Below are 18,208 nucleotides of genomic sequence, written 5' to 3'. Positions count from 1 at the left end.
CAATCGTCATGCTGCTTGTTATTGTTCGCGTCCACTGTCTGGTGTCTGAGACAACACACCATCCCGCTGCCCCCACACTTGACCGGTGGGGACGACATGCGGGGATTGTGTAAGTCAATAGAGTTACGGCGGTCATAGCGAGAGGGAAACACCCGGTCCCATTCCGAACCCGGAAGTTAAGCCTCTCAGCGCCGATGGTACTGCGACCGGGAGGTCGTGGGAGAGTAGGACGCCGCCGGACATCCTTTCGCCTAGGGCGACCCTCTTCGGAGGGTCGCCCTAGTGCTATTTCCCGACGTTCTTGACGGCTCGGTTCGACTCGCCGAGGACGGTCAGGGCGACGCAGGGCCGCGGGGTCGTCAGAACGCGCGCATGATGGCGCCGATGCTCGACTTCGGCTGGAAGGACGTCGCCTTCTCGGGGAGTCGGCGCCCGGCCGCGACGACGGCGTCCACGGCGTCGTACGTGAGAGCCGGCACGAGCACGACGGTGCGCTCCTCGGCTCCCCGTGCGGGCGACGTCAACCGCGCCAACGCCGCCTCGGCCGTGTGGTGGAACTCGACGCGGTGCGCGGGCACGTGGGGGAGGAGCTCGCGGTGGAGCACCTCGACGGGAGCGAAGGTGCTCGACTCGGGGATGGTGACGGCCCACGAGTCCTCACCCGTGGTGACGACGAGCGTCCGCTGGTCCAGCGCCACCACCGGGGAGGCGTCTCCCAGGTGCCGCAGGTCGCCGATCCCCCGCAGGCGCACCGCGTCCACCAGTGCCATGGCGTCCACGCCGTGCAGCACCCGGTGGATGGCGCCCAGGAACAGCGGGGTGTCCGACTGGTCGACCGCCATCACGAGGCCGCGGTCCCAGCCGGGCTCGGTCTCCTCGGCGTCGAGCAGCTGGTAGGCCGCGAGCCGGTGGTGCCCGTCGGCCACCAGCAGCCGTGCCTCGCGGAACGACGCCGCGAGGTCTGCGACGGCGGCCTCGTCGGTGACCGCCCAGAACCGGTGCCGCTGCCCGGCGCGGTCGACGTAGTCCGTCAGCGGCGCGGCCAGCGTGGCGTCGTCGACGCACGCGCGCGTGGCCGCACCCGCACGGTGGGCCAGCAGGATGGGGGCGGGGTTGACCCGCATGGCGTGCATGCGCGCGGCCAGCTCCTCGGCCTGGTGCCGGTCCACGTCCTCGTGGGGCACGATGCCGGGCCCGGCCAGGGTGGCCGCGGAGCGGTGCACGGCGGCCAGACCGACCACGGCCCGGACGGCCAGCCCCTGGCTGCTGTACTCATGGACGTAGAGGGCTGGGCGGTCGTCCTGCACGAGGTTGCCCAGGCGGCGCCACCGCTGGATGCGCTCGGGCACCGCCCGGTGGGGACGGGCCAGGAGGCGCGCGGACGCCGGGTCGCCGACCCGCGCCGGTGAGAGCCGCGTGGCGGCGAAGGGGTGCAGCTCGACGGGAGGACCGACCGCCGGGGCGATGGTCACGTCGTCGGGCTCCACCGAGGCATCGTAGGGTGCCGCGGCAACCCGACCGACGAAAGGGGCGACCCGTGCTGGCCACCACCGAGCGACCGCTGGGCGAGGCGCACGACCTTGTCATGCTCGACCTGGACGGCGTCGTGTACGTCGGCGGGGAGGGCGTACCGGGTGCGGCGACCCACCTGGCACACGTGCGCGAACGGGGCACCCGCCTCGCCTTCGTCACCAACAACGCCTCCCGCCCCCCGGGCGTCGTGGCGGCCCACCTGGCCGAGGTCGGCGTACCCGCCGAGGTAGCGGACGTCGTCACCTCCGCGCAGGCCGCGGCGATGCGCCTGCGTGCCCGCTGGGGTGCCGGGGCGCGCGTCGTCGCGCTCGGGGCGGCGGGCCTGCGCGAGGCCCTGGAGGAGGTCGGGCTGGTGCCCGTCGGGGCCGAGGACGAGGCGGTGGCCGTGGCGACCGGCTACGGGCCCGACGTCGTGTGGCGCGACCTCATGACGGTGGCCGTGCGGATCCGCGACGGGCTGCCCTGGACCGCGAGCAACACGGACGGCTCGATCCCGACCCCGCGCGGGCCCGCCCCCGGGCACGGCGTGCTCGTCGCCATGCTCCAGGGGTTCACCGGCGTCACCCCCGAAGTCGCCGGCAAGCCCTCGCCCCCGTTGCTGGAGACGACGATCGAGCGCTGCGGCGCCGAGCGGCCGTTGATGGTCGGCGACCGCCTCGACACCGACATCGACGGCGGGATCGCGGTCGACGTGCCGACGCTGCTGGTGATGACGGGCGTCTCCGGTCTGGCCGACCTCGCCACGTGCGCGGTGGGGCACCGGCCGTCGTACGTCGCCGCCGACCTGGGCGGTCTCCTCGAGCCGCAGCCCGCGGTCGAGGTGGTCGACGGCCGCGTCGACCTCGGGGCCTGGAGCGCCGCGGTGACCGACGGCCGCCTGCAGGTCGAGGGCCGCGGGGACGCGGCCGGCACGGCGTCGGACTGGTGGCGCGCCGCGGCGGTCGCCCTGTGGCACCACCTCGACGTCACCGGTGCGCCCGCGGACGTGGGCGCCGTCCACAGCCCGGGGCTGCCGCCGTACGACGGGGGAGCCGACAGGTAGCCTCGGCAGCATGTCCGACTCCCGTCCCGTGCCCCCGGTCGACCTCGACGACCGCGTCGGCCCGGTCGTCGTGGAGCCGACGGGCGACGCGGACGTCGACGCGGTCGTGGCCGAGCTCGCCGCCCTCGACGGCACGCCGGTCGTCGACCACGTCGCCGTGCTCGAGAGCGTCCACGCCGGGCTGCGCCGCGTGCTCGACGGCACGACGGCCGGGTGACCGCGCTCGATGCCTCCCCGCCGCCTGCGGCTCGACGCCGAGCTCGTGCGTCGCAGCCTCGCCCGCTCCCGTGAGCACGCCAGCACCCTCATCGCCGACGGTCGCGTGAGCGTCGCCGGCGCCGTCGCGACCAAGCCCGCCACCGGCGTGACCACCGACGTCGCGATCGTCGTGCGCGAAGACCCGGGCGGCCCGGAGTACGTGTCGCGCGGCGGTCACAAGCTGGTCGGCGCGCTCGACGCCTTCGGCCCCGCCGGCCTCCTCGTGGAGGGCCGCCGCTGCCTCGACGCCGGGGCCTCCACCGGCGGGTTCACCGACGTGCTGCTGCGCCGCGGCGCCGCCGAGGTGGTCGCGGTCGACGTGGGCTACGGGCAGCTCGCCTGGTCGGTGCGGCAGGACCCCCGGGTCGTGGTCCGCGACCGCACCAACATCCGCGAGCTCGACCTCACCGTCACCGACGGGCCCGTCGACCTCGTCGTCGGCGACCTGTCCTTCATCTCGCTCGTGCTCGTGCTCGAACCGCTCCTGGCGGTGACCGCACCCGACGGCGACCTCGCCCTCATGGTCAAGCCGCAGTTCGAGGTCGGCAAGGACCGCGTCGGCAAGGGCGGCGTCGTGCGCGACCTCGCCCTGCGCGCCGAGGCGGTCACGACCGTGGCCGACGCCGCGGCGGCCCGCGGCTGGGGCGCGCGCGCCGTCGCGACGAGCCCCCTGCCGGGCCCGTCGGGCAACGTGGAGTTCTTCCTGTGGCTGCGCCGCGGGCCCGCCGAGATCGACGCCAGCCACATCCTCGAGGAGGTCTCGCGGTGACCACCGACGTGCCCACGGACGTCCGCAGGGTCCTCCTGCTCACCCACACCGGCCGGGCCGGTGCCCGGGTGGTGGCCGAGGAGTTCTGCCGGGCGCTGCACGCGGGCGGGCTCGAGGTGCTCGTGCCGGCCGACGAGGCGCCCGACCTCGACCTCGACGCGGGCGCGGTGCGCGTCGTCCAGGACGGGGACCTCGCCGACGCCGGCCTCGAGCTCGCCGTCGTCATCGGCGGCGACGGCACCATCCTGCGGGCCGCCGAGCGCACCCGCGCGTCGGGGACGCCGCTGCTGGGGGTCAACCTGGGCCACGTCGGGTTCCTGGCCGAGGCCGAGCACGACGACGTGGCCTCGACCATCGAGGCGATCGTCGAGCGGCGCTACACCACCGAGGAGCGGCTGACCCTCGAGGTCACCGTGGTGGTGGGCGGTGAGGTCGTCGAGCGCACGTTCGCGCTCAACGAGGCCTCCGTCGAGAAGGCCGCGCGCGAGCGGATGCTCGAGCTGGTCCTGGAGATCGACGGGCGGCCGCTGTCGCGGTGGGGCTGCGACGGCGTCGTGCTCGCCACGCCGACGGGGTCCACGGCGTACAACTTCAGCGCGGGCGGGCCCGTCGTGTGGCCCGAGGTCGAGGCGCTGCTGATGGTGCCGATCTCGGCGCACGCCCTGTTCGCCCGCCCCATGGTGGTGGCCCCCACCTCCGTGCTGGCGGTCGAGATCGTCACGCCCGGGACCAGCGCCGGGGTCCTGTGGTGCGACGGGCGGCGCGCGGTCGACCTGCCCCAGGGGGCCCGCATCGAGGTCACCCGCGGGACGCGGCCCGTGCGGCTCGTGCGGCTGCACGCCTCGCCGTTCGCCGACCGTCTCGTCGCCAAGTTCGGCCTGCCCGTCGAGGGGTGGCGCGGCGCCGCCGAGCGCCGGCTGCGCGACCTCGCCGTCGACGCGGAGGCCACCGCCGCCGCGAGCACCCCCGTCGGCCCCGGCGGCGCCACCGCCGGCCCCGCGGACCCGACCCACCCGACCCACCCGACCCACCCGACCCACCCGACGGGAGAGCCCGGTGCTTGAGGAGATCCGCATCCGCTCGCTCGGGGTCATCGACTCCTCGACCCTGACCCTCGGCCCCGGTCTCACGGTGGTGACGGGTGAGACCGGCGCGGGCAAGACCATGGTCGTGACGGCCCTCGGCCTGCTGCTGGGCGGACGGGCCGACAGCGGGGCCGTGCGTTCGGGCTCCAAGGCCGCGCGGGTCGAGGGTGTCGTGCTGACCGGCGGGCTCGACGGGTTCGCCGCCGCGGTGGAGGAGACCGGCGGCGTCGTCGAGGACGACCGCGCCGTCCTCGCCCGCAACATCTCCGCCGAGGGTCGCAGCCGTGCGTACGCCGGCGGCGCCACCGTCCCCGTGGCCGTGCTGGGCGAGCTCGCCCAGCCGCTCGTCGCGGTGCACGGCCAGTCCGACCAGCACCGGCTGCTGCGGGCCGCTGCCCAGCGCGAGGCGCTCGACCGCTTCGGCGGCGCTCCCGTCGCCGAGGCGGCCGCGGCGTACCGGGAGCTGCACGACGCGCTCGTCACGACCGAGCGCGAGCTCGCCGACGTCGTCGCCTCGAGCCAGGAGCGGGCCCGCGAGGCCGAGCTGCTGCGCTTCGGGCTGGACCAGATCGCGGAGGTCGCGCCCGGTGCCGGCGAGGAGGACGAGCTGGCCGCGGAGGAGTCCCGCCTGGGGTACGCCGACGAGCTGCGCACGGCCGCCGAGACCGCCCGCGAGGCGCTGTCGAGCGAGGTGGGCGCCCCCGACGCGCTCGGCGCCATGGCGGCGGCCCGCAGCGCGCTCGACGGTGTCGCCGAGCACGACCCGGCCGCCGCGGCGCTCGCCCAGCGGCTCGCCGAGGTGGGCTACCTCCTCACCGACCTCGCGGGAGACGTCGCGTCGTACGCCACGGGCGTCGAGGTCGACCCCGCCCGGCTCGCCGCCGTCTCCGAGCGCCGCGCCGCGCTCATCGCCCTCACCCGCAAGTACGGCGACACCATTGCCGAGGTGCTCTCCTGGTCGGAGCGCTCCGCGCGCCGATTGACCGAGCTGGAGTCCGCCGACGACAGCATCGACGAGCTGCGCGCGCGGCGCCGCACGCTGCGGGACCAGCTGGCCGAGGTCGGATCCCGCCTCAGCACCGCCCGCACCGACGCCGCCGGCCGGCTCGCCGAGCGGGTCGAGGCCGAGCTGGGCCACCTCGCCATGCCGCACGCCCGCTTCCGGATCGACGTGCGCCAGCAGGAGGTCGACCCCGGCGCCGGTGACGGGGACGGCGCCGGGGACGGCACCGAGCGGGCGCCGCTGCGGGTGGGGGAGCGCGTGCTCCGCTTCGCCCGCCACGGCCTCGACGAGGTCGAGATGCTGCTGGCGGCCAACACCGGCGCCGACCCGCGCCCGTTGACCAAGGGCGCGTCGGGGGGTGAGCTGTCCCGGGTGATGCTGGCCCTGGAGGTCTCGCTGGCAGCGACGAGCCCGGTGCCGACCTTCGTGTTCGACGAGGTCGACGCGGGCGTCGGGGGCAAGGCGGGCATCGAGATCGGGCGCCGCCTCGCGGGTCTCGCCGTGCACAAGCAGGTGCTCGTGGTCACCCACCTGCCGCAGGTGGCGGCGTACGCGGACACCCACGTCCTCGTGCGCAAGGAGAGCGACGGCTCGGTGACCAGCTCGGGCCTGACGGTGCTCGACGAGGGGGCACGCGAGCAGGAGCTGTCGCGGATGCTGGCGGGCCTGGAGTCCTCCGACACCGCCGTGGCGCACGCCCGCGAGCTGCTGGCCAGCGCCGCGCGGGACCGCGCGGCAGCCGCCCGCGCCTGAGCCCCCGCCTGAGCCCCCGCCTGCGCGCCCGAGCGCCCGCCGGGGCGGCTCCGGGGCGGCTCCGGGGTTGCCCCGGGACGAGACCGAGGGCACCGCGACGCGCCCGTCCCGCTTGCCGCCCACGGGGCCCGGGCGCTGTCACCATGGACGGGTCATGAGACTGCGCACCCGATCCGACGGCCCCGACGTCCTCCCCGGCACCACCGGCACCGCACGCGTCGGACGACGCGTCTCGGCGCTGCTGCCCCGTCTGCGGAAGGGGGACGTCGCCGTCGTCGACCTCGTCGACATGGACAGCTCGACGGCCCAGTCGCTCGTCGACGTCGGCGTGGTCGCGGTGCTCAACCTGCAGTCGATGATCTCGGGCCGCTACCCCAACCGCGGGCCCCAGGTGCTGGTCGACGCGGGCGTGGTCGTCGTCGACGAGCTGGGCTCCGCCGGCGGCCTGCGCGACGGCGCCGTGGTCCGGGTGCACGAGGGCCGGGTGCACGTCGGGGACGTCGCCGAGGCCGTCGCGACGGGTCGCGTGGTCGACGCCGCGCTCGTCACCCGCCAGCTCGAGGCGGCCCGCGAGGGCCTCACCAGCCAGCTCGACACCTTCACCCACAACGCCAGCGAGTTCCTGCGCCGCGAGCAGGACCTCCTGCTCCACGGCCAGGGCGTGCCGCTGCCGGCGACGCCCATCGAGGGGCGCCCCGTGGTCGTCGTCGTCCGCGGCGAGGACAGCGCGGCGCAGCTCGACGGCCTGTCCCGTTTCCTGCGCGAGCAGCGCCCCGTCCTCGTCGGCGTCGACCGCGCCGCCGACGACCTCCTCGAGGCCGGGCGGCCCGCCGACGTCGTCGTGCTGAGCAGCGGCCTCGACGCCGCCCTGCCCACGACCAAGGCGCTCAAGGCCGCGACCGACGTCATCGCCGTCGTGCCCGAGGGCATCAGCCGCGAGGCCTCCGCGCAGCTCGACCGGCTCGGCGTGCGGCCCCGCAAGGTGCAGACCCAGGCCACGGCGGAGGACGTCGCCCTGCTCGTCGCCGATCGCCAGGAGGCCTCCGTCATCGTCGGCGTCGGCGTCGGCGCGACCCTCCACGACTTCCTCGACCGGCAGCGCGCCGGTCTCGCCAGCACCTACCTGACCCGGCTCAAGGTCGGCCCCCGCCTCGTGGACGCGGCCGCCGTGCCGACGCTCTACTCCGGCCGGGTGCGTCCGGTGCACCTGCTCCTCCTGGTGCTCGTGGGCCTGCTGGCCCTCGTCGCCGCCATCTCCGTGACGCCCGTGGGCCAGGAGTGGGGCGACGACCTCGCCGCCCGGGCCCGCGACCTCGTCGACTACATCCAAGGACTCTTCTCGTGATCACGTTCCGCCAGCACCTCGTCACCCTCGTCGCCGTCTTCGCCGCGCTGGCGGTGGGCGTCGTCCTCGGTGGGGGCCCGCTCTCGGAGGTCGGTCGCAACGAGCCCGCGGCGGCCCCGACCACCACGCGCTCCGACGACGGGCTGCGTGCGTCGTACGGCGACGAGTTCGCGGCCACCGCGGCGCCCGCGCTGTACGGCGAGCGGCTCGCGGGGCAGCAGGTCGCCCTGGTGACGCTGGCCGGGGCCGACCCCGAGGTCGTCGCGGGTGTCGTGGGCCAGGTCGAGGCCGCGGGCGCCCAGGTCGCGGCGCGCTACGACGGCCGTGAGCGCCTCACCCTGCCCGACGACCAGGGCATGGCGGACTCCCTGGCCACCCGCCTCGTCGAGGACCTCGACCTGGCCGAGACCGTGCCGAGCGACCTGCCCTCGCACGAGCGCGTGGGCCGGCTCATCGGCCGGGCCGTCGCGAGCACCGAGACCGAGGGCGAGGAGGCGGACGCCGCCGCGGGCACGATCCTCGAGGCGCTGCGCACCGGCGAGATGCTCGACGGGCCGGCGACGGCGCCGGGCCGCGTGCCGCTCGTGCTCGTCGTGCTCGGCGAGGACCGGGAGGACGCCGCGGCGAACGCGCTCGTGGCCGGCCTGACCGAGGGGCTCGCCGCGGCGGCCGTCGGCGAGGTCGTCGTGGGCACGACGGCGTCGGGCGAGGAGGGCACGCTGGCCCAGCTGCGCTCCGAGGTCGAGGGCGTGAGCACCGTCGACGGCGGCGAGACCACCGTGGGCCAGGTGTCCTCGGTGCTGGCCCTCGCGGCCGCCCTGGACGGCACCACGGGGGCGTTCGGGGCCTCCGGGGCCGACGGCGCCGTTCCCGTCGGCTGAGCACCGCCGGATCTCGGGTAGGGTGGAAGCCCGTGAAGCACTCGACGCCCACGAAGCACGTATTCGTCACCGGGGGCGTCGCCTCCTCCCTCGGCAAGGGGCTCACGGCCTCTAGCCTCGGCAACCTCCTGAAGGCCCGCGGGCTCACGGTCACGATGCAGAAGCTGGACCCGTACCTCAACGTGGACCCCGGCACGATGAACCCCTTCCAGCACGGTGAGGTCTTCGTCACCAACGACGGGGCCGAGACCGACCTCGACATCGGGCACTACGAGCGGTTCCTCGACACCGACCTCAACCAGATCGCGAACGTCACGACGGGGCAGGTCTACTCGACCGTCATCCAGCGGGAGCGGCGCGGCGACTACCTGGGCGACACGGTCCAGGTCATCCCGCACATCACGAACGAGATCAAGGACCGCATGCTCGCCATGGGCGGCGAGGGCGTCGACGTCGTGCTGCACGAGATCGGGGGCACGGTCGGCGACATCGAGTCGCAGCCGTTCCTCGAGTCGGCGCGCCAGGTGCGCCACGAGGTCGGCCGCGACAACTGCTTCTTCATCCACGTCTCGCTGGTGCCCTACATCGGCCCGTCGGGGGAGCTGAAGACCAAGCCCACGCAGCACTCGGTCGCCGCGCTGCGCTCGATCGGCATCCAGCCGGACGCCGTCGTGTGCCGCGCCGACCGCGACCTGCCGGTCTCCATCAAGCGCAAGATCGCGCTCATGTGCGACGTGGACGACGAGGCCGTCATCACCTGCGCCGACGCGCCGTCGATCTACGACATCCCGAAGGTGCTGCACCGCGAGGGCCTGGACGCCTACGTCGTGCGCCGCCTCGACCTGCCGTTCCGCGACGTCGACTGGTCGTCGTGGGACGACCTGCTGCGCCGCGTGCACCACCCGGCCGAGGAGGTCACGGTCGCCCTCGTCGGCAAGTACGTCGACCTGCCGGACGCCTACCTGTCCGTCGCCGAGGCGCTGCGCGCCGGCGGCTTCGCGCACGAGGCGAAGGTGCACCTGCGCTGGGTGCCCTCCGACGAGTGCGCCACGCCGGCCGGCGCCGCCCGCGCGCTGGAGGACGTCGACGCGATCTGCGTGCCCGGCGGCTTCGGCATCCGCGGCCTCGAGGGCAAGCTCGGCGCCCTGACGCACGCGCGGACCCACGGCGTACCGACGCTCGGGCTGTGCCTGGGCCTGCAGAGCATGGTCATCGAGTACGCGCGGAACGTGGCGGGCCTCGGCGCCGCCGACTCGACCGAGTTCGACCCCGCCACCCCCGAGCCGGTCATCGCGACCATGGCCGAGCAGGCGGCGTACGTCGAGGGGGCCGGCGACCTGGGCGGCACGATGCGGCTCGGGCTCTACCCGGCCGACCTCGCCGAGGGCTCGATCGTGCGCGAGGTCTACGGCACCGGGCGGGTGGAGGAGCGCCACCGCCACCGCTACGAGGTCAACAACGCCTACCGCGCTCGGCTGGAGGAGGCCGGTCTCGTGTTCTCCGGTCGCTCGCCCGACGACGAGCTCGTCGAGTTCGTCGAGCTGCCGCGCGAGGTGCACCCGTACTACGTCTCGACCCAGGCGCACCCCGAGCTGATGTCGCGCCCGACGCGGCCGCACCCGCTCTTCGCGGGCCTCGTGCGGGCGGCGCTCGTGCGCCAGCGCGAGCTGCTCATCCCGATCGACGGGGGCGAGTGACCCGGTGACCGACGAGCAGCGCGACCCCGGGGAGCTCCGCGACGAGCCCGCCGCCTGGCCGGTGGAGTCCAGCGAGGACCTCCACCGCGACGGGTGGGTCGTCGCGCTGCGGGCCGACCGGATCCGCCGCCCCGGCGCCGACGACGAGGCGCCGTTCCGGCGCATCGTGCTCGAGCACCCCGGCGCGGCGGTCGTCCTCGCGGTCGACGACGACGACCGCGTGCTGTGCCTGCGCCAGTACCGCCACGCCGCGCGGACGCGCTTCGTCGAGCTGCCCGCGGGCCTGCTCGACGTGGCGGGGGAGCCGGCGCTGGAGGTCGCGCGCCGCGAGCTGCGCGAGGAGGCGGCGTTCGAGGCGGAGCGCTGGACGCACCTCGTCACGACGTACCCCTCGCCCGGGATCAGCAGCGAGAAGGCCTCCATCTTCCTGGCCGAGGGCCTGCGGGCCACCGACCGCGGCGACTTCGTGCTCCAGCACGAGGAGGCCGACATGGAGATGCTGTGGGTGCCGTTCGCCGAGCTGCTCGACGGCGTGCTCGCGGGACGCATCACCGACGCCCCCGTGGTCATCGCCGTGCTCGTGCTGCACGCGCGGCGCGTCCGGGGCGTGACCGGCGAGCCGGAGCCGACGTCCTGAGCGGCCCGACCGGAATCGAGCGGGCGGTCGCGACCTACCTCGACCACCTCACGGTCGAGCGCGGGTCGGCCCGCAACACGCTGGTCTCCTACCGCCGCGACCTGCGCCGGTACGCCGCGCACCTCGCCGCCCGCGGCATCTCCACGCTCGACGCGGTCACGACGCCGGTGGTGGCCGACTTCCTCGTCGCGCTGCGCACCGGCGACGACGCCCACCCGCCGCTCGGCGCCAGCTCGGCGGCGCGCACACTCGTCGCCGTGCGCGGGTTCCACCGGTTCGCGCTGCGCGACGGGCTCGTCACCCACGACCCGGCCGCCGAGGTGAAGCCCCCGACGCCGACCAAGCGGCTGCCGAAGGCGCTGCCGCTGAGCGACGTCGAGGCCATCCTCGACGCCGCCGGCGCCGCGGGCACGACGCTCGCGCTCCGCGACCGCGCGCTGCTCGAGCTGCTCTACGGCACCGGCGCCCGCATCTCCGAGGCCGTCGGACTCGACGTGGACGACGTCGACCGCACCGAGGGCACCGTGTGGCTGCGGGGCAAGGGCGGCAAGGAGCGCGTCGTCCCCGTCGGCTCGTACGCGCTGGAGGCCCTCGACCGCTACCTGGTGCGCGCCCGGCCCGAGCTCGTCGCGACGGGCGGCGGCACGCCCGCGCTGTTCCTCAACGCCCGCGGCGGGCGCCTGTCGCGGCAGAGCGCGTGGACCGTGCTGGTGCGCTCCGCCGACCGCGCCGGCGTCCGGGCCGACGTCTCGCCGCACACGCTGCGTCACTCCTTCGCCACCCACCTGCTCGACGGCGGCGCCGACGTCCGCGTGGTGCAGGAGCTCCTGGGCCACGCCTCGGTGACCACGACGCAGATCTACACGCTCGTGACCGTCGACAACCTGCGCGAGGCCTTCGCCCTCGCGCACCCCCGCGCCCGGTGAGCCCGGTGAGCGCCGTGGGCCCCGTGCCCCCGGTGAAGGAGCCGCTGCTCGCCGTCGTCGACGCCGCGGGCCCCGACCCCGACGCGTTGTACGACGGGTTCACCGCCTGGGCGCAGGAGCGCGGCGTACCGCTCTACCCCCACCAGGACGAGGCCGTCCTCGAGCTGCTGGGCGGGGCCAACGTCGTGCTGGCCACGCCCACCGGGTCGGGCAAGTCGCTGGTCGCGGCCGCGGCGCACGCCGCCGCGCTCGCCCAGGACCGCGTCAGCTTCTACACCGCTCCGATCAAGGCGCTCGTCAGCGAGAAGTTCTTCGACCTCTGCGCGCTCTTCGGGGCCGAGAACGTCGGCATGCTCACCGGTGACGCCGCCGTCAACGCGGACGCGCCCATCATCTGCTGCACCGCCGAGATCCTGGCCAACCTCGCGCTGCGCGAGGGCGAGGGGGCCGACGTCGGCCTCGTGGTGATGGACGAGTTCCACTACTACGGCGAGCCCGACCGCGGGTGGGCCTGGCAGGTGCCGCTCCTGACGCTGCCGCACGCCCAGTTCCTGCTCATGTCGGCCACGCTGGGCGACACGACGGCGATCCGGGCGGACCTCACGCGTCGTACCGGGCGGGAGACCGCGCTCGTGGCGGACGCCCCGCGTCCCGTTCCCCTCGACTTCCGGTGGTCCCTGACGCCGGTGGCGGAGACGCTCGAGGAGCTGGTCTCCACGCGGCAGGCGCCGGTCTACGTCGTGCACTTCACCCAGGCCGCGGCCGTCGAGCACGCCGTGGGCCTCGTCGGCCCCGGCGGGCTGACGGTGCTGACGGGTCGGCGCGACGACGCGTGGAAGGAGCAGAAGGCCCGCATCGCGGCGCACCTGGCCGACTTCCGCTTCGGCGCCGGCTTCGGCAAGACGCTCTCGAAGCTGCTGCGCTCCGGGATCGGCGTGCACCACGCCGGGATGCTGCCGCGCTACCGGCGCCTCGTGGAGCAGCTGGCCCAGGAGGGGCTGCTCGCCGTCATCTGCGGCACCGACACCCTCGGCGTGGGCATCAACGTGCCGATCCGCACCGTCCTCTTCACGGGCCTCGCGAAGTTCGACGGCTCGCGCCAGCGCGTGCTGCGCACCCGCGAGTTCCTCCAGATCGCCGGGCGCGCCGGCCGGGCCGGGTTCGACACCATGGGGTACGTCGTGGTGCAGGCCCCCGAGCACGTCATCGAGAACGAGCGGGCCAAGGCCAAGGCCGAGGCGAGGAACGCCGCGATGAGCGAGGAGAAGCGCGCCAAGCGGAAGAGCAAGGCGCAGCTGCGCAAGCCGCCCGAGGGCACGATCGTGTGGTCGGAGCAGACCTTCGACAAGCTGGTCGCCGGCGCGCCCGAGCCGCTGGCCTCGCGGATGCGCATCACCAACGCGATCCTGCTCGCCGTCCTCGCCCGCCAGGAGGACGCGTTCCCGGTGCTCCGCCGGCTCCTGACGGACAACCACGAGGACCGGCGCAACCAGCTGCGCCTGGCCCGGCGCGCCCTGCGCCTGACCCGCAGCCTCCTGACCTCGGGGGTGGTGCGCCGCCTCGACGAGCCCGACGCGCACGGGCGCCGCTACGTGCTCACCGAGGCGCTGCCGGTCGACTTCGCCCTCAACCAGCCGCTGGCGCACTTCGCGCTGGCCGCGCTCGACGTGCTCGACCCGGAGTCCCCGACGTACACCCTCGACGTCGTCTCGACGATCGAGGCCGTGCTCGACCCGCCGCGCCAGGTGCTGATGGCGCAGCAGTTCGCGCTGCGCGGCGAGGCCGTCGCCGAGATGAAGGCCGACGGGATCGAGTACGAGGAGCGCATGGCGCTGCTCGAGCAGATCACCTGGCCGCAGCCGCTGCGCGAGCTGCTCGAGGGCGTCTACGAGGTCTACCGCACGGCTCACCCGTGGCTGCCGGAGGACGCGCTGTCGCCGAAGTCGGTGGTGCGCGAGATGTACGAGCAGGCGATGAGCTTCACCGACCTCGTCTCGCGCTACGGGCTCGCGCGCTCGGAGGGCGTGGTGCTGCGCTACCTCTCCGACGCCTACCGCACGCTGCGCAGCACGGTCCCGGCCGCCCACCGCACCGACGAGCTCGAGGACATCGTGGCGTGGCTGGGGGAGACCGTGCGCCAGACCGACTCCAGCCTCGTCGACGAGTGGGAGGCGCTGGGCTCGGACGACCCCGAGGCGGTACGGCGGGCCGCGGCCGAGCGCGCCGCCGGCGTGGCCCCGGTGCCCGGCGGCAGCCGCCCCCTCTCGGCGCAGCCCGCGCTGCGCGTGATGGTGCGCAACGCCGCGTTCGCCCGCGTGCTGCGCTTCGCGCGCGACGACCTCGACGGCCTCGTGCGGGCCGAGCGCCTCGCCGCGGACCGCGTGGAGCCGCCCCGGCAGGTGCTGGTGGGCCGCTCGGTGTGGGACGCGGCGCTGGAGGAGTACTTCGCCGAGCACGACGAGGTGCGCACCGGGGCCGATGCCCGCGGGCCCGCCCTGCTCGACGTCGTCGAGGACCGCGGCCCGGCGCCGGGCCACCCCGACGGCGAGGACGCGCCGGTCGTGCGGCTGCTGCGGGTCACGCAGGTGCTCGACGACCCGGCCGGTCACCACGACTGGATCATCGAGTCGGCGGTGGACCTCGACGCCACCGACGAGACCGGCGAGCTGCTGCTGCTCACCACGGCGGTGCGGCGGCGCTGACGCCGGGCGGGGGCGGCGGTAGAGTCGCCCGCGGGCCGAGTCGACTAGTCGACGGACCCGGGTCCCGGGCCCGGTGCGCCGCCCACCCGCAGCACAGGACCGCCCGCAGCACAGGACCGACCGTCCGCCACCGTGGAGGAGCCAGACCGCGTGACCGACCCCCTGCCGTTCGCCACCGACACCGCGACCGAGCGGCTCGGACCCACCGGCAGGCCGCTCCCGGTCTTCCCGGAGCCCCCGCCGGTCACCCACCACGGCAACGGCCGCGTCGTGGCGATGTGCAACCAGAAGGGCGGCGTCGGCAAGACGACGACCGCGATCAACCTGGGTGCCGCGCTCGCCGAGCTGGGCCGCACCGTGCTGCTCGTCGACTTCGACCCCCAGGGGTCGCTCTCGGTCGGCCTCGGTCTCAACCCGCACGAGATGGACCTGTCGGTCTACAACCTGCTGATGGAGCGCGACGTCACCATCGACGACGTCGTCGTGGAGACCGGCGTGCCGGGCATGGACCTGCTGCCCTCCAACATCGACCTGTCGGCCGCCGAGGTGCAGCTCGTGCACGAGGTGGCCCGCGAGCAGACCCTCGCGCGGGTGCTCGCACCCGCCGTCGAGCGGTACGACGTCGTGCTCATCGACTGCCAGCCCTCACTCGGCCTGCTGACCGTCAACGCCCTGACCGCCGCCGACGGCGTCATCGTGCCGTTGGAGTGCGAGTACTTCGCGCTGCGCGGCGTGGCCCTGCTGAAGACGACCATCGACAAGGTCGCGGAGCGGCTCAACCCGCGCCTGACGATCGACGGGGTGCTCGGCACCATGTACGACGGGCGCACTCTCCACGGCCGCGAGGTCATGGAGCGCCTGGTGCAGGCGTGGGGCGACACGGTCTTCCACACCGTCATCCGCCGCACCGTGAAGTTCTCCGACTCCACGGTCGCCGGCGAGCCCATCACCAGCTACGCCTCGAAGTCGACGGGGGCCGACTCCTACCGCCAGCTCGCGAAGGAGGTGCTCGCCCGGTGGCCCGGCGCGTGAGCCTGCCGCCGGCCGACGACCTCTTCCGCCCGACCGCGCCCGTCGCGGACGGCGACGCAGCGCCGGCGCCACCCGCCGTACCCGCCCCGGCGGACGGGTCGGCGAGCGCCTCGGCGCAGCCGGCGGGGGCGCGACGACCGAGCGGGCGCGTCAAGCACGACGAGAAGATGACGGTCTACGTGACCTCCGCCGAGCTGCTCGACATCGAGCAGGCGCGGCTGCGGCTGCGGGCCGAGCTGGGCACGGCGGTCGACCGGGGGCGGCTGGTCCGCGAGGCCGTCGCGCTGGCGCTGGCCGACCTGGAGGAGAACGGCGAGGCCAGCGCGCTCGCGCGGCGCCTGCGTGGCGAGGGATGACGCTCGCGGACCCCGAGCCCACCGCTGACGCGGCGCCGGCCTTCGCGGTCCGCCTCGACAACTTCGAGGGACCGTTCGACCTCCTGCTCAACCTCATCGCCAAGCACCGGCTCGACGTCACCGAGGTGGCCCTGTCGCGGGTGACGGACGAGTTCATCGCCCACGTCAAGGCCGGTGGCCCGGTCTGGGACCTGGAGCAGACGACGTCGTTCCTGCTCGTCGCGGCGACCCTGCTAGACCTCAAGACCACCCGCCTGCTGCCGTCGGCCGAGGTGGAGGACGAGGAGGACCTCGCGCTGCTGGAGGCCCGCGACCTGCTGTTCGCCCGGCTGCTGCAGTACAAGGCGTACCGCCAGGTCGCCGGGGTGCTCGAGCGTCGGCTGGCCGAGGAGTCCCTGCGCCACCCTCGTGCGGTCGGCCTCGACGAGCGGTTCGCGACGCTCCTGCCGGAGGTGCTCATCGGCATCGGGCTGGAGGAGTTCGCCCGCCTCGCGGCCCGGGCCTCGGCGCCCCGCGCCGCGCCGGAGGTGTCGCTGGCGCACATCCACGCCCCGGCGGTCAGCGTGCGGGAGCAGGCGGCGGTCGTCGTGGCGCGCCTGCGGCGCCAGGGCGCGCTGACGTTCCGCTCGCTGGTGGCCGACGCCCCCGACACCCTGACGACGGTGGCCCGCTTCCTCTCGCTGCTCGAGCTGTTCCGCGAGGGCGTCGTCGCCTTCGACCAGGCGGTCGCCCTCGGCGAGCTCACGGTGCGCTGGACCGGGGGCGAGACCACCGACGTCGAGATCACCGACGAGTTCGACGGCACCCCCGTGCCGGCCCAGGAGGACCGATGACCACCCAGCCCGACGGCCCGACCCCCGACGCCGGCCCCGACCCCGGCCTCGACCCCGCAGACCTGCACCCGGCGCTCGAGGCGGTGCTGATGGTCGCCGACCAGCCGCTGCCCGCGGTCGTGCTCGCCGCGGCGCTCCGGCGCTCCGTCGACGAGGTCGAGGCCGCGCTGCGCGACCTCGAGGCGGGGTACGCCGCGCAGCGGCGCGGCTTCGAGCTGCGCGCCGTCGCCGGGGGCTGGCGCTACTACACGCGCGAGGAGTTCGCGCCCGTGGTCGAGCGGTTCGTCCTCGAGGGGCAGTCGGCCCGCCTGACGCAGGCCGCGCTCGAGACGCTCGCGATCGTCGCCTACCAGCAGCCGGTGTCGCGGGCCCGCGTCTCGGCGGTGCGGGGCGTCAACGTGGACGGCGTCATGCGCACCCTGCTCGCCCGCGGCCTGGTCGAGGAGGCCGGGCAGGACGAGACGAGCGGCGCGCACCTGTACCGCACGACGTCGTACTTCCTCGAGCGCCTCGGCATCACCTCGCTCGACGAGCTGCCCGAGCTCGCGCCGTACCTGCCCGCGATGGACGACCTGGAGGAGCCCGGACGATGAGGGAGATCGAGACCGACGCCGAGGGCCTGGTGCGGCTGCAGAAGCTGCTCGCCCAGTCGGGGGTGGCGTCGCGCCGCCGCTGCGAGGAGCTGATGCTCGACGGCCTCGTCGAGGTCGACGGCGAGGTCGTCACCCGCCTCGGCACGAAGGTCGACCCGCGCACCGCGGTGATCCGCGTCGACGGCGAGCGGCTGCCGCCGATCTCCGACCACGTCTACCTCGTGCTCAACAAGCCCCGCGGCGTGGTCTCGACGATGAGCGACCCCGAGGGCCGCCGCACCCTGTCGGACCTCGTGGCGGACCGCCCCGAGCGGCTGTTCCACGTCGGGCGGCTCGACACCGACACCAGCGGGCTGATCCTGCTCACCAACGACGGCGACTTCGCGCAGCGGATGGCGCACCCGTCGTACGAGGTCGACAAGACCTACGTGGCCGAGGTGGACGGCGACGTCAGCCGCGAGACGCTGACCCGGCTGCGCGACGGCGTCGAGCTCGAGGACGGGCCGGTGACGCTCACCGGCGTCCGCCTCGTCGAGCGTGGCGCCGGCGGCGCGCGGGGCCGTTCCATCGTCGAGCTGGTGCTGCACGAGGGCCGCAACCGCATCGTGCGTCGCCTGCTCGACGAGGTGGGTCACCCGGTACGACGCCTGACCCGCACCCGCATCGGCCCCGTCGACCTGCGGGGCATGCGGAACGGGGAGCTGCGCGAGCTGACCCGCGAGGAGCTCGGCGCGCTGCTCGACAGCGCCCGGCTCTGACACCC

16 protein-coding genes, 1 rRNA gene and 1 pseudogene are annotated in these 18,208 nt (G+C 74.9%); 17 read left to right on the top strand and 1 reads right to left on the bottom strand.

The features are described from left to right. The first annotated feature begins 124 nt into the window (after positions 1-124). Positions 125-241, top strand: a 5S ribosomal RNA gene (rrf, locus tag INN71_RS14510). Positions 242-359: 118 nt separating this feature from the next. Here the strand turns inward: rrf and INN71_RS14505 are convergent. Then, positions 360-1,511: pseudogene (locus tag INN71_RS14505) on the bottom strand (DUF1015 family protein); the annotation flags it as partial. A gap of 26 nt (positions 1,512-1,537) precedes the next feature. On the opposite strand from INN71_RS14505, the gene INN71_RS14500 reads away from it, so the two are divergent. From INN71_RS14500 to INN71_RS14425, 16 genes are all read left to right on the top strand, one after another. Then, positions 1,538-2,575 carry an HAD-IIA family hydrolase gene (locus tag INN71_RS14500; RefSeq protein WP_277498125.1) on the top strand — a complete coding sequence of 346 codons (1,038 nt, stop codon included), beginning with the start codon at positions 1,538-1,540 and terminating at the stop codon, positions 2,573-2,575. A gap of 10 nt (positions 2,576-2,585) precedes the next feature. Continuing rightward, positions 2,586-2,792, top strand: coding sequence for a hypothetical protein (locus tag INN71_RS14495; protein ID WP_277498126.1), 207 nt, complete (start codon positions 2,586-2,588; stop codon positions 2,790-2,792). Positions 2,793-2,801: 9 nt separating this feature from the next. Next, entirely contained in the window at positions 2,802-3,602 is an 801-nt protein-coding gene (locus INN71_RS14490) for a TlyA family RNA methyltransferase (RefSeq protein WP_277498127.1), read from the top strand. Next, positions 3,599-4,666, top strand: coding sequence for an NAD kinase (locus INN71_RS14485; protein WP_277498128.1), 1,068 nt, complete (start codon positions 3,599-3,601; stop codon positions 4,664-4,666). The genes INN71_RS14490 and INN71_RS14485 overlap by 4 nt, the downstream gene beginning before the upstream one ends. Next, complete coding sequence (recN, locus tag INN71_RS14480; RefSeq protein WP_277498129.1) at positions 4,659-6,443, top strand: DNA repair protein RecN; 1,785 nt, start codon at positions 4,659-4,661, stop codon at positions 6,441-6,443. Before INN71_RS14485 ends, recN begins: the two co-directional genes overlap by 8 nt. Positions 6,444-6,597: 154 nt before the next feature. Then, the gene (gene steA, locus INN71_RS14475; RefSeq protein WP_277498130.1) at positions 6,598-7,788 is read left to right on the top strand and encodes a putative cytokinetic ring protein SteA; all 1,191 of its coding nucleotides are present in this window, start codon (positions 6,598-6,600) and stop codon (positions 7,786-7,788) included. After that, positions 7,785-8,669 carry a copper transporter gene (locus tag INN71_RS14470; RefSeq protein ID WP_277498131.1) on the top strand — a complete coding sequence of 295 codons (885 nt, stop codon included), beginning with the start codon at positions 7,785-7,787 and terminating at the stop codon, positions 8,667-8,669. Before steA ends, INN71_RS14470 begins: the two co-directional genes overlap by 4 nt. Positions 8,670-8,701: 32 nt before the next feature. Continuing rightward, positions 8,702-10,366 carry a CTP synthase gene (locus INN71_RS14465; protein ID WP_277498132.1) on the top strand — a complete coding sequence of 555 codons (1,665 nt, stop codon included), beginning with the start codon at positions 8,702-8,704 and terminating at the stop codon, positions 10,364-10,366. 4 nt (positions 10,367-10,370) lie between these two features. Further along, positions 10,371-11,003, top strand: coding sequence for an NUDIX domain-containing protein (locus INN71_RS14460; RefSeq protein ID WP_277498133.1), 633 nt, complete (start codon positions 10,371-10,373; stop codon positions 11,001-11,003). Next, positions 11,000-11,929: a site-specific tyrosine recombinase XerD gene (gene xerD, locus INN71_RS14455; RefSeq protein ID WP_277498244.1), complete on the top strand. Its 930-nt coding sequence runs from the start codon at positions 11,000-11,002 to the stop codon at positions 11,927-11,929. The genes INN71_RS14460 and xerD overlap by 4 nt, the downstream gene beginning before the upstream one ends. A 14-nt stretch (positions 11,930-11,943) precedes the next feature. After that, entirely contained in the window at positions 11,944-14,631 is a 2,688-nt protein-coding gene (locus INN71_RS14450) for an RNA helicase (RefSeq protein ID WP_277498245.1), read from the top strand. Positions 14,632-14,781: 150 nt separating this feature from the next. Next, positions 14,782-15,663, top strand: a complete 882-nt coding sequence (locus tag INN71_RS14445) for a ParA family protein (protein ID WP_277498134.1) — start codon at positions 14,782-14,784, stop codon at positions 15,661-15,663. Continuing rightward, positions 15,648-16,019 carry a hypothetical protein gene (locus tag INN71_RS14440; protein WP_277498135.1) on the top strand — a complete coding sequence of 124 codons (372 nt, stop codon included), beginning with the start codon at positions 15,648-15,650 and terminating at the stop codon, positions 16,017-16,019. The genes INN71_RS14445 and INN71_RS14440 overlap by 16 nt, the downstream gene beginning before the upstream one ends. Then, positions 16,016-16,852, top strand: coding sequence for a ScpA family protein (locus tag INN71_RS14435; RefSeq protein ID WP_277498136.1), 837 nt, complete (start codon positions 16,016-16,018; stop codon positions 16,850-16,852). The genes INN71_RS14440 and INN71_RS14435 overlap by 4 nt, the downstream gene beginning before the upstream one ends. Further along, positions 16,849-17,445 (top strand): SMC-Scp complex subunit ScpB, encoded by a 597-nt coding sequence (scpB, locus tag INN71_RS14430; protein WP_277498137.1) that lies wholly within the window; start codon positions 16,849-16,851, stop codon positions 17,443-17,445. The genes INN71_RS14435 and scpB overlap by 4 nt, the downstream gene beginning before the upstream one ends. After that, entirely contained in the window at positions 17,442-18,203 is a 762-nt protein-coding gene (locus INN71_RS14425) for a pseudouridine synthase (RefSeq protein WP_277498138.1), read from the top strand. The genes scpB and INN71_RS14425 overlap by 4 nt, the downstream gene beginning before the upstream one ends. Positions 18,204-18,208 lie beyond the last annotated feature (5 nt).

The sequence above is a fragment of the Nocardioides sp. ChNu-153 genome (assembly GCF_030466625.1).
Lineage (GTDB): Bacteria > Actinomycetota > Actinomycetes > Propionibacteriales > Nocardioidaceae > Nocardioides.
This window is presented reverse-complemented; position numbering and strand designations above follow the sequence as displayed.

Coding starts and splice junctions, on each gene's coding strand:
- INN71_RS14490 (WP_277498127.1), top strand. CDS start 2,802: ATGCCTCCCCGCCGCCTGCGGCTCGACGCCGAGCTCGTGCGTCGCAGC.
- INN71_RS14495 (WP_277498126.1), top strand. CDS start 2,586: ATGTCCGACTCCCGTCCCGTGCCCCCGGTCGACCTCGACGACCGCGTC.
- scpB (WP_277498137.1), top strand. CDS start 16,849: ATGACCACCCAGCCCGACGGCCCGACCCCCGACGCCGGCCCCGACCCC.
- INN71_RS14425 (WP_277498138.1), top strand. CDS start 17,442: ATGAGGGAGATCGAGACCGACGCCGAGGGCCTGGTGCGGCTGCAGAAG.
- steA (WP_277498130.1), top strand. CDS start 6,598: ATGAGACTGCGCACCCGATCCGACGGCCCCGACGTCCTCCCCGGCACC.
- INN71_RS14435 (WP_277498136.1), top strand. CDS start 16,016: ATGACGCTCGCGGACCCCGAGCCCACCGCTGACGCGGCGCCGGCCTTC.